The organism is Chryseomicrobium sp. FSL W7-1435 (genome assembly GCF_038595005.1).
Classification (GTDB): Bacteria; Bacillota; Bacilli; order Bacillales_A; family Planococcaceae; genus Chryseomicrobium.
Genome location: NZ_CP151997.1, coordinates 533,746 through 545,185, shown reverse-complemented (window position 1 = coordinate 545,185; position 11,440 = coordinate 533,746). Strand labels below are relative to the sequence as shown.

12 protein-coding genes are annotated in these 11,440 nt (G+C 44.1%); 3 read left to right on the top strand and 9 right to left on the bottom strand.

The window, feature by feature from the left end:
• Window positions 1-8: 8 nt before the first annotated feature.
• The 8 genes from MKY84_RS02980 to MKY84_RS02945 all read right to left on the bottom strand — a co-directional run bounded on the left by MKY84_RS02980 (window position 9) and on the right by MKY84_RS02945 (window position 6,930).
• The gene (locus MKY84_RS02980) at window positions 9-359 is read right to left on the bottom strand and encodes a metalloregulator ArsR/SmtB family transcription factor (RefSeq protein WP_342527646.1); all 351 of its coding nucleotides are present in this window, start codon (window positions 357-359) and stop codon (window positions 9-11) included.
• A gap of 221 nt (window positions 360-580) precedes the next feature.
• Complete coding sequence (locus tag MKY84_RS02975; RefSeq protein WP_342527645.1) at window positions 581-1,540, bottom strand: Gfo/Idh/MocA family oxidoreductase; 960 nt, start codon at window positions 1,538-1,540, stop codon at window positions 581-583.
• 18 nt (window positions 1,541-1,558) lie between these two features.
• Window positions 1,559-1,903 carry a zinc ribbon domain-containing protein YjdM gene (locus MKY84_RS02970; protein ID WP_342527643.1) on the bottom strand — a complete coding sequence of 115 codons (345 nt, stop codon included), beginning with the start codon at window positions 1,901-1,903 and terminating at the stop codon, window positions 1,559-1,561.
• A gap of 310 nt (window positions 1,904-2,213) precedes the next feature.
• The gene (locus MKY84_RS02965) at window positions 2,214-3,350 is read right to left on the bottom strand and encodes a bifunctional cystathionine gamma-lyase/homocysteine desulfhydrase (RefSeq protein WP_342527642.1); all 1,137 of its coding nucleotides are present in this window, start codon (window positions 3,348-3,350) and stop codon (window positions 2,214-2,216) included.
• The gene (locus tag MKY84_RS02960; RefSeq protein ID WP_342527640.1) at window positions 3,343-4,281 is read right to left on the bottom strand and encodes a cysteine synthase family protein; all 939 of its coding nucleotides are present in this window, start codon (window positions 4,279-4,281) and stop codon (window positions 3,343-3,345) included. Before MKY84_RS02960 ends, MKY84_RS02965 begins: the two co-directional genes overlap by 8 nt.
• Window positions 4,278-4,754, bottom strand: coding sequence for an S-ribosylhomocysteine lyase (locus MKY84_RS02955; protein WP_342527638.1), 477 nt, complete (start codon window positions 4,752-4,754; stop codon window positions 4,278-4,280). Before MKY84_RS02955 ends, MKY84_RS02960 begins: the two co-directional genes overlap by 4 nt.
• The gene (locus MKY84_RS02950; RefSeq protein ID WP_342527637.1) at window positions 4,751-5,401 is read right to left on the bottom strand and encodes a methyltransferase domain-containing protein; all 651 of its coding nucleotides are present in this window, start codon (window positions 5,399-5,401) and stop codon (window positions 4,751-4,753) included. The genes MKY84_RS02955 and MKY84_RS02950 overlap by 4 nt, the downstream gene beginning before the upstream one ends.
• Window positions 5,402-5,634: 233 nt before the next feature.
• A complete protein-coding gene (locus MKY84_RS02945; protein WP_342527635.1) occupies window positions 5,635-6,930 on the bottom strand; it encodes a DASH family cryptochrome in 1,296 nt (431 codons plus the stop codon).
• Between the two features lie 107 nt (window positions 6,931-7,037).
• On the opposite strand from MKY84_RS02945, the gene MKY84_RS02940 reads away from it, so the two are divergent.
• A complete protein-coding gene (locus tag MKY84_RS02940; protein ID WP_342527633.1) occupies window positions 7,038-8,552 on the top strand; it encodes an FAD-binding domain-containing protein in 1,515 nt (504 codons plus the stop codon).
• 1 nt (window position 8,553) lies between these two features.
• Here MKY84_RS02940 and MKY84_RS02935 read toward each other — a convergent pair whose 3' ends face one another.
• On the bottom strand, window positions 8,554-9,276 hold the full coding sequence (locus MKY84_RS02935; protein WP_342527632.1) for a GNAT family protein: 723 nt from the start codon (window positions 9,274-9,276) through the stop codon (window positions 8,554-8,556).
• Between the two features lie 99 nt (window positions 9,277-9,375).
• Between MKY84_RS02935 and MKY84_RS02930 the strand changes: the two genes are divergently transcribed.
• Complete coding sequence (locus tag MKY84_RS02930) at window positions 9,376-10,071, top strand: ABC transporter ATP-binding protein (protein WP_342527631.1); 696 nt, start codon at window positions 9,376-9,378, stop codon at window positions 10,069-10,071.
• Window positions 10,061-11,350, top strand: coding sequence for an FtsX-like permease family protein (locus MKY84_RS02925; protein WP_342527630.1), 1,290 nt, complete (start codon window positions 10,061-10,063; stop codon window positions 11,348-11,350). The genes MKY84_RS02930 and MKY84_RS02925 overlap by 11 nt, the downstream gene beginning before the upstream one ends.
• Window positions 11,351-11,440 lie beyond the last annotated feature (90 nt).

The following is an 11,440-nucleotide window of genomic DNA, read 5'->3' as shown; positions in this document are numbered from 1 at the left end:
GCTCCTCTCTAATTACAACTAACGCGTAATCCTTTTTTAGTTAGTTCATCGAGGCGACCTGCTTGAGTTGAAACAGCATCCAGTACTGTTTCTAACATCTCTGCATGTGGATAGTCAGGATTAAGCGAATAAAAAATCCAGTGTCCGTTGCGCTTCTCGTGAACGAGTCCTCCGTCCTTTAACTTTTTCAAGTGTTGGCTGATAGCTGGTTGGCTGATATCAAACATTTCCACGAACTCACAGACACAGCACTGTGCTGTCTGCATCACTTTAAGCATCGTGAGTCGAGTTGGATCACTGATTAGTTTTAAGAGCTGGGACATATGGTCGATCGATAATTGATGGTGAATAGTTTGCATAGGTAAAACCTCCATCTGATAAAATTATATAATCATAAACTTATATTAGTCAATGCTTATTTGAATTCTTTTTGATTCCATCTTATAGTGCTCCTATTTTTTAATTTTTTCAAGTCCTGAATTTTAGTTTTATATATATAGGAAGAAGATGTGACAAAATTAGTCACCATTCATTAGAAAAACCCGCTCACTGACTACCAGTGAACGGGTTTTGTTTAGTCTTAAACTTTTCGCAATTTCTCCAAAACCACCTGTACATCATACCCAACTTGGAAGTCGTATAGCTCAGCTGAGTGTCCATCGACTGCTGCTACAAATGCATCGATTAGCTCGTCTGTGCGCACTTTGTCTTCAAGTGGGACTGGAGTCATTTCCTCTCCAATTTTACCTTGCGTCAGGTTCGCATAATTAGAGAGCTTCACTGTCCCTTCGGTTCCATAAGCAGTAAGTTCAATGTCTTGGCTATGCATACCGGCTGTTCCAGCGATTCCATTGAAATAAACCTTCGCACCAGAAGCAAGTTGCATTGTTGCGACGATTCCTGTCTCAGACAGTGTAGGATCTTCAGGAAGTTCTAAGTCTGAAGTAACCTCTGTGATGGGTCCAAACGTACGAAGAATCTGTTGAACGAGATGCCCCGCCACTTCAAAGACGAATCCGCCCTGCTCACGTGTGCTAATCCAACTGTTTTGCTGGCGAGGACGTGGCCACTTCGGGAACTCCATGCGAAGTTCGACACGACGCAGTTTCCCAACGTAATCTTCCTGCATAAGCTTTTCAAACTGGCGAGTACCTTCTTCGTAATTAAGTGGGAAGTTCATTGCGTTCACGACGCCTTTTTCTTGCGCTAATTCTAATAGTTCCGCTGCTTCTTCGACAGAATTGGCAAGCGGTTTTTCACACAAGATATGCAATCCTTTTTGAAGCACAGCAGTTGCCACTTCATGGTGCCATTTTGGTGGGACGGCGACATAGACGATATCAAGCTCTTCACTGTCTAGCAGGGCTTGATGCGAAGTGTAGGCAGTTGTCTGGAATTTTTCAGCTAAGGATTGGACGCGTTCTTCATTCACATCACATATACCGTTTATTTGTAAACGAGGGTGTTCTGCAAAGCTAGTCATCATGCGTTCTGCCATCATCCCTGTGCCGATTACAGCAATTTTCAGTTGAGTTGTCATAGTTGGTTTGCTCCTAGTCTATAGTTTCTTCACAAATTCGGATTTTAATTTCATCGCGCCAAAGCCGTCAATTTTGCAGTCGATGTTGTGATCGCCTTCTACCAATCGAATGGACTTCACTTTTGTACCTTGTTTTAAGGTAGACGAACTCCCTTTGACTTTTAGGTCTTTGATGACTGTAACGGCATCACCATCTGCTAGCTCGTTTCCGTTGGCATCTTTTGCGACAATTAATAGTTCCTCTTTATTGTTATTTTGAGCAGGTGACCACTCGTGCGCACATTCTGGGCAGACGAGTACGTTCCCGTCTTCGTATATATAGGGGGATTGACACTGCGGGCAGGCCGGAAGTTCAGTCGTCATGGTGTTTAGTCTCCTTTTGTTTCGTTTTCCTAAGTGTAGCATATCGACTAGAGGGTGGGGGGTCAATGCCCGCGCAATCCAATTCAGTGCCCTCGTAACTCGTTTCAGTGCCCGCGGAAGTCGGTCAATGCCCGCGGAAGTCGCTCAATGCCCGCGAAACCCAGTTCAGTGCCCTCGTAACTCGTTTCAATGCCCGCGGAAGTCGGTCAATGCCCGCGCAATCCAGTTCAGTGCCCTCGTAACTCGTTTCAATGCCCGCGAAACCTCAACTCCACAAAAAAAGAGCCGCTAAAGCGGCCCAATTTGTCTTTTATCCCTGTAAAGCTTGCTCTAAATCTTCCAATAGGTCCTCAACATCTTCAATTCCGACACTGATACGAACCAGACCATCCACAATGCCAAGATCCGCGCGACGTTCTGCTGGAATTGACGCGTGAGTCATGCGAGCAGGAACCGAAATCAAGCTCTCGACTGCTCCAAGGCTTTCCGCTAGTGTAAAGTAACGAAGTTTCGCTAACACTTCGTCTGCTTTCTCAGCAGAACCGACGTCAAACGAAATCATCCCACCGAATCCACGTGATTGCCCTTCCATAATGTCACGACCTGGATGTGCTGCTAAACCAGGGTAGTACACTTTGCCAACTTTGTCGTGCGCATCTAGATACTCTGCGATTTTTTGTGCGCTCGTGATATGTTCTTCCATACGTAGGCCAAGCGTCTTGATTCCGCGGATCAATAACCAAGAGTCCTGTGGTCCTAAGATTGCCCCAACTGAGTTTTGTACAAAGTGCATATCCTCAGCAAGTTCAGGTGTATTCACAACGACAAGTCCTGCTACGACATCACTATGCCCGCCTAGATACTTTGTTGCACTGTGAAGTACAATATCAGCACCAAGCTCTAGTGGCTTCTGTAGGTACGGTGTCATGAAGGTGTTGTCGACGATTGTAACAAGACCTTTTGATTTCGCTAGTTCTGTCAGTCCACGAACATCTGAAACTTTTAACAATGGATTCGTTGGCGTTTCAATGAATAATGCTTTCGTATTTGGTTTGATCGCTGCTTCTACCTCTTCAAGTGAAGACGTATCTACAAAGGTTACATCTAAACCGAAACGGTTTAACACCTTCGTTAAGACACGGTAAGTACCACCATAAACATCATCTGTTGCCACAATGTGATCTCCTGATGAGAATAGCATCATGACCGATGTGATGGCTGCCATTCCAGAACCGAAGGCAAAACCTGCGTGTCCACTTTCTAAATCCTTGATCAACTCTTCCAATGAATGGCGCGTGGGGTTTCCTGTACGCGAGTATTCATAGCCATTAAACTTGCCGACTGCTTCTTGCTTGTACGTGCTCACTTGATAAATTGGTGTTGAAACGGCTCCTGTTGTAGCGTCTCCTACAATTCCTGCATGGATTAACTTCGTCTTTTCACGCATGTGAATCCTCCTCTTTCCATAGTTCGTATACATCTTTACTTAAATACCGCTCACTTGAATCGGCAAACACGGTCGCAATCACACTACCTTCAGGAAGCGTTTTGGCCTCTCTTAAAGCAGCTGCAAATGCGGCTCCTGCTGACGAACCTACAAGTAGGCCTTCTTGCTTGGCCAGTTCACGCATCCAGTAGAATGCTTCTTTATCCATGATGGTATGAATCCCCTCCATGTACTCTTGCTTCATGAATGGTGGTAAAAATTCCATCCCGATTCCTTCCGTATCATGAGGGCCACTCTCTCCACCGTTTAGAATAGAACCTTCTGGCTCCACAATGACCGTGCGAATCGTCGGGTCTTGTTGTTTCAAATACGTCGAAACTCCCATAAACGTTCCGCCTGATCCGGCTCCAGCTACGAAAGCGTCCACTTTTCCGTTGAGCGCTTGATAAATCTCTGGTCCCATCGTGTCGATGTATGCCTCTGGATTTGCGGAATTTTCAAACTGTCCTGGAACGAAGCTCCCTGGGATCTCTTTAGCCAAGGTATGCGCTTTTGCAATTGCGCCTTTCATGCCTTCTGAAGTCGGTGTGTTCACTAGTTCAGCTCCAAGTGCTTTCATAAGCTTTTGCTTTTCAATACTAAATTTTTCAGGAACGACACATATTACGCGAAATCCTCTTCCAATGGCGGCAAGCGCTAACCCAATTCCCGTATTGCCCGCTGTTGGTTCGATGACTGTCCCACCTGGTGCTAACTTTCCACGTTGTTCCGCATCACGCAATAAGGCAATGCCAAGACGGTCCTTGACACTGCCTCCTGGATTCATATATTCCAGCTTTGCCACGATGCGACAGTTGTTGGGAACAGCAATTTGTGAAATCTCAAAGAGCGGTGTGTTCCCAATCAATTGATGCACGTGTGTGTAAATCATGCTTCTTCGCCATCCTTAAAGACGATGTGCCATGCATCTTTCTTTGCTAGCATGTCGCGTGCAATCTCTTGTGCACCCTCTAATGAATGGTTGGCTGCCCAACCACACTGCACTACGTTGCATGCCGGTACTTCTGTTGCTTTCAACACATCTTCCAGTGTGTTCTCAAGAATGGTCAATACTTCATCGTAGTTGTCATGGTTAATACAAGATAGATAGAAGCCTGTCTGACATCCCATTGGACTCAAGTCGACTACTTTATCTGTATGGTTGCGAATGTTTTCAGCCATCAAGTGTTCTAGAGAGTGAAGACCTTTCATTTCCATGAATTCTTCATTCGGTTGTTTGAAACGAATATCGTACTTTAATACCGTGTCACCTGCTTGACCTGATTTTGTCCCAGCAAGGCGTACGTATGGTGCATCGACTATCGTGTGATCTAAGTTAAAACTTTCTACATTCATTTGTTTCATTTGTGAGTTCCTCCTTTAGTAGCGTCCATGAGCCAAACGTAATCATTCATTTGAGTGAAGATCACCGTGAAGCCCGCTTGTTCAAGTAAAGCTGTGAGCACAGGGATAGTGGTGTAATATTCCCGTTCCAAATCTTCAGCGACGGCAACAAATCCACGGTCTTTCTCTTTGGAGATTTGGGCTTGTTTCGCATCTTCTGATTCAAACGCCGTATCTGCAAAGACAACTTTTCCACCGACTGGCAGCAGTTCTGCATAGTGCTTCAATGCCACACCTTTTTCAGCATCCGTTAAATGATGAAATACATAACTGCTGATGAAGCCGTCCACCTGGCCTTCCGGAGTCGTAAATTCTAAAAGATCTCCTTCTTGTGCCTGAAGTTGTGGAAAACGGTTTTGAAATAGCGCGCGCATCTTATCATGAGGTTCTACTGGTACTACTTCGACACCGTGCTCTAAAACCCTCTTTGTTAAATTACCTGTTCCAGGTCCAAATTCAATTACAGTGCCGTGCACACGCTGTGCAACAGCTTCTAAAATTTCTTCATATCGGAAAAACACATCGGCATATTGTGGATCTTGTCCACTGACACTCGCATCATACTGATCTGCCCACTCATCAAAAATGTGTAAAAATTCTTTTCCCACGTTGGTGATCCCCATCCTAATTATAATTATTCCTAGTTGAATACTATGAATATTTATATCATATGTTTTCCCAAATGAAAAGTGAAACGGCCGAAGTTGAGAACAGGGGTTATCTCAGAAACCATTGAGACAACCCCTGTTTTTTAGTTATATCCTTAAAAACTCAATCATACGCACTATTTTCATTTCTGAAGTGAAACAACTCACAATGTGCGAACTCACGTGAGCTTTATTTAGTAATATACCAGCCCACTATAAATTTCGTCTCCAGCTTTATCAGCAAGTTCCGGAATCCAAAGTCGGGCATAGTCTCCTTGCCTATCATAATCAAGACCTTGTTTTGTTACATTGAACTTACGTCCGGCACGTGGATCATTTCCGACACCTGCAACGTACATCCAGTTTCCATAATTACTTGCTGTATCATAATCAATGAGCCACGATTCAAACCAGGCTGCACCTAAGCGCCAGTCTAAATTCAAATCATGCACTAAGTAGCTGGCCGCATTTTGCCGGCAACGGTTCGACATAAACCCCGTCGTTTTCAGTTCTCGCATGGCGGCGTCAACAAGTGGCGCACCCGTCCGGCCCTCTGCCCATTTTGCAAAGTCGACTGGATCGCGTCGAGTGGAAATTCTTCGGCCGTTCAAACCAGTGCTACCAAATATTTTTTTCTTATGCTGGCGTTGTACAAGTTTGAAATAATCCCGCCATAGTAGTTCGAAAACCACCCAATAGGTACTTTGATTGGCCGAATATTCTTTTTCATAGCGTTTTACATGCCAGTAAATCATTCGAGGCGATAGGCATCCTAGAGAAAGATAAGGCGATAGTTTGGTGGAGTCGTTCCACGCGATCAACCCATTTCGTGTCTCTTTGTAGCTATCAATCGCCCGCGTTCCAAATGTAAAATCATGAAGTCTAGCTAAACCCACCCTTGTTCCTCCACGGAAACCACTTGGAGGCTCGTGTGACCAGTTATTCTTGCTATGTGTATCAGGTTTAGTGAAATGTGCAATTGCTGGGTAAGCCGGATGCACCAAAAGCTGCTTCTCGACTTCTTTCCGAAAAGGTGTAAAGGTTTTTGGAAGCTCATTTAGTGGAAAAGATAAATCATCCGGGTGAATCAAATGATCTCCAATAAAGGACTCTATTTCAATAGTCGGGAGGTTGTGCCGTACACTTTTCTCAACCGCACGTTCCTCTGTCCCTTCTATATCGTGATAATACAATTTTGTGACGTGATGCAGTTTGGCGTATTTAGCCATTTCATCTGCTGCGTCTCCAAACAACTCATCAAGTGGTATGCCCGCTTCTTGTAATTGACTTTTTAGGTCATCCAAGCTTTCTCGGATAAAAGACTCCCGGAACTTTCGTTGTTTTAGAAAACCAAATTCATTTTTTAACTGAAAGCGTTGTTCATGACAGTAAACTGCACGAACTGGCTGTCTTGAAGACACTGCTTTTAGCAGCGGCTCATGATCTATTGTGCGTAGATCCGTCCGAAACCATACAACAGTTGTTGACATGTCAATCCCCCGCTTTCTGTTAACGTTTTACAAACTTTATACAGTAATTATACAATAGATTAACCGAGTTGTCATTTTCTAATCCACCTAAAGAAAAGAGGGGCATGATGCAGCAAATCGTTTGGTTGAAGCGTGATTTAAGAATTGAAGACCATGCACCTTTACAGCATGCTTTGTCGGCTGGCCCCACATTGGTGCTGTATGTTGCAGAACCCTCTATCTGGAAAGAACCAGATTTGTCTCTTCGCCATTTTCATTTTGTTGTAGAAAGCCTGCAGGAGCTAGAGGACTCCATCCACTCTCGAGGTGGAAAAATCGGCTATTTTATTGGAGAGATGCAACAAGCCCTTGAACATCTCTATCAAGAATACGAAGAGTTTCGTCTATTGACTCATATGGAACATGGGACACCCGCGACATTCCGTCGAGACCTTCTCGTTCATAAGTGGATGAATGGCCATGGTCTAGTGTTCAAGGAATTTTCACAGAATGGTATTGTTCGAGCCAAAAAGACTCTCGTTGGACTGGAGGATCAATGGGAGAGCTATATGGCGCAAGAGGTCATTGAAGCACCTGATACGATCCTTCCACCTAATCAGGTACCTTCTTCCTTTTCCACTCAGGTTGACTGTTTGCATGATTTTCAAGTGAAAGGAAAGGCGTTAGTTAATGGCCAGAAAGGCGGAACTAGGGAAGGACTACAGGTTTTAGAAAGTTTCTTGGCGACACGTTTCCCGAAGTATCACGTGCATATCTCTAAACCTTGGCAAGCGCAGACTTCGAGTAGTCGTCTGTCCCCTTACCTAGCTTGGGGAAATTTGTCGATGCGTCAAGTCGTTCAAGCTAGTCGCGCAAAGCATGAACTTGTTACCAACATTTATGAAAAAAGAGCTTTAGATATGTTTGAAGCCCGCCTGCGTTGGCAAGGTCATTTCATTCAACGTTTTGAGTTTATGCCTGAACTTGCAGCGACTACATTGAACCCTGCTTTTGATTCTGCGCGTACTGCTCAAGACGAAGAACTCTTTAGAAAATGGTATTATGGGCAAACGGGAATTCCGATGGTGGATGCCGCTATGCGTGCCCTTCACGAGACTGGTTGGATTCATTTCCGGTCGCGTGCCATGGTGTTATCTTTCGTCTGCAATACGTTGCGTTTTGACTGGCGACGACCAGCACATGGGCTCGCCCAGTTATTTATTGATTACGATCCAGGTATTCATTTTAATCAAATCCAAATGCAGGCTGGTTCCTCGGGTTTCCATACCATTCGCATTTATAACCCTGTCAAGATGGGGCAAGAACAAGATCCTGACGGCAAATTCATTCGAAGATACGTCCCTGAATTACGTAGTTTGTCCAATACGTTTATTCATGAACCCTGGTTATCGCCTCATTTCTCTCAGCTAAATTACCCAGAACCCGTGGTAAACGTCCACGAAGCAAATCGCTCGTCTCGAGAACTTTTCTATTCTATTAAAAATCATCCGGATACCAAGGCCCGTGCTGAAGAGCTCCTTGCTTTGTTTGGAAGTAGCCGTTCTTCTCGCCCCCAGACTCGACGGTCAGAAGGTGAACAATTGACTTTATCCTTAGAGGAAGAACAAAAGCCTGCGGAGTAAATTAAAAACTCGGCAGGTCTTTTCGTGTCAATTTATAGATTCCTTTACAGTCTCGTTCTGACGCTCCGTTCTTATCCATCACATGAATCATAGCCTCATTTGCTATATCTGTACTTCCCACATATGTAGTGGCTCCGAGCTCATGAAGTTTTTTAAGTGCTGCTGCATGACAAGCTGTCGTCTTCCCTTTTCCCCGCCAATTTGGCTTCATACCAAAGTAAAAGAGTCTCCCTTCACTAATTGTTCCTGCTTCAATATGAGGAATCGCAAGTCCTATAAACTCATCTTTCTCTTGAAAGAGCATGACAAGCTTTCTCCAGTCGTTGCCTAGTTCTAAATGAAGTGATTCTAAAAGTTGTTTCGTTGTAAACAATTGATTTTTATTTGCAGACCCACTTTTGCAAGCCTCATAGTATTCTCCAAATTCTTCGTCCGACATGGCACTGAATGCAAGGATTACATATGGTTGACTAGGTAGCCCCTCCAAATCAGAAAGACTTTTTCTTTCATGCTCAACAATTCTAGTCGTTTTCGAAAATCCCATTGAGAGTAGTTTCGTTTCAAACGCCGGATCTATTATTAGCGAAAGATACGGTGTATCTCCTCTTTGCCAAGATTCCACTAGCTCATCTAGAGCTTCTTCATACTCAGCATATGTATAATCCGCTTGCTTTTTCTGATCTACGAGGGTGTATTCGCCAGACTTTGTGATTACATCGAACATCCAACTTCCTCCAATCTTAAGAATTTCTTCAGAAAGTGAGTACCATTATCCTAAGAAACGCTCCGTATACTGGAACTATACCAGAAAGGACGTGTCTACATGATTACGATTCAAGACTTGAATCATACATTTAAAATTGGCAAAAAAGGACAAGAAAAAAGTGTTCCTGTACTGCGTGACGTTACCCTTGAGATTTCGAAAGGAGAAATTGTCGCAATCCTCGGCAAAAGCGGATCTGGAAAATCAACACTGCTCAATTTACTTGCTGGCTTCATGAATCCCGAATCAGGTTCCATTCAAGTAACGGGAGAAGAACTTGTTGGCAAGACAGAAGCAGAAAAAGCGAAATTCCGGCTGCAAAATTATGGCTTCATTTTTCAAAGCTTTCAGCTGATGCCCGGCTTGACCGCATTCGAAAACATTGAGCTTCCTCTCAAACTTCAAGGTGTTGCCAAACAACAGCGGTTACTACGAGTCAAAGAATTACTTCAGCAAGTAGGTCTGACAGAAGTAAGTGATCATTACCCGAATGAACTCTCAGGTGGCCAGCAACAGCGCGTCAGTATTGCACGTGCACTCATCGGGCGTCCATCCATCTTACTGGCTGATGAACCGACAGGTAGTTTAGATTCTGAGACAGAGCAAGAAATCCTGCAACTCATCCAGCTATTAAATGAACACTACGGCATCACATTTGTCATCATCACCCATGACGAAGAAGTGGCTCGCTCTGCACACCGACAATACCGGATGCATGACGGTGCGATTACGGAGGAGGTCCACTATGTTAGCTAAGGATCAGCGCGAGTTTATTTCTCAACATATGAAGCGCAATAAATTACGTGTCGTGATGACGATTTTAGCAGCTGCGATGGGATGTGCTTTTTTAATCATCATTGCTTCTGTCGGATTCGGTCTACATAAGACGATTCAAGACGAAGTACTATCGAGCCGGATCGTGACGGAGATTGAATTGTTCGGTAAAGAAAATGGCGGCACTGTTACTAAAGAGGAACTTGCAGCTATTCAGAAGATGGAGAATGTCAAAACTGTCGTAGAGCGCATCAATGTTCCGGGTTCACCCGTTGTCAATTTAGTTGGGAAAGAGGGCTATGGGCAACTTGTTTACACAGATTTAAAAGCTGAACAAGCAGCTAACCTTGCTTTATTTGATGGTGAGATACCGAAAGATGCGACAGAAGTTGTGGTAGGCTATCACTTTGCGGGTAACTTTTTAACGGTTGAACAGCATGAAGAACTTGGAAATGCTGAAAATTATATCGAAAAACAAGACGAACTCGCGAAACCGATTCGTGATGAGCTGATTGGTAAGACGATTTCAATCGACATTACAGATTATGAGACACAAGAAGTTGTATCCACGCAAACGTATACGATTTCTGGTATTGCCAAAAAGCCAGGAAAAGATTGGGCATATGATGACAAAATCTATGCAGACACGTCAAAAAGCGCGGAAGTACTCACAGCGTTCGGCGTCGAATCCCCTGATAAATCAATCACAGTTCATGCAACTGATTTTCAATATGTGGCGGACTTAACAGATTCGTTAAAAGAACAAGGGTTCCTTGTCTACTCTGTTACAGAAGAACTGGGTCAAATGAACATGCTGTTCACAGTTATTCAAATTGGTTTAGTAATTGTTGGAACAGTAGCCGTATTGATCGCTTCGATTGGAATCTTCAACACGATGACGATGGCAGTAACAGAACGTACACGTGAAATTGGTATCATGAAAGCTATCGGTGCACAACCAAAGCTCATTCAGCGCCTCTTTCTCATGGAGAGCACTGCCATCGGGTTGATTGGTACACTCATTGCGGTTGCCGTATCTTATGGCATTAGTTTACTCGTGAACTTGATTGTACCTATGATTGTCTTTAGCTCTGTAGGCGAAGAAGCACCTACTGATATGACGATCACCGTCTCTTATATTCCGTGGCAACTTGTTGTCATCGCTGCCGCTATCAGTATCGGGGTTGCCGTTGTTTCTGGTTGGCGCCCAGCTCGTAATGCTACACAAATCGATGTCATTCAAGCCTTAAAAGAATCGTAACCCCTTGTAAGAGCCGTTTTGCTGACGGCTCTTTTTTTGTTCTCCATTCTTCTTTGCTAGTTGCAACCAAAATTCATTCATGATAAAGTG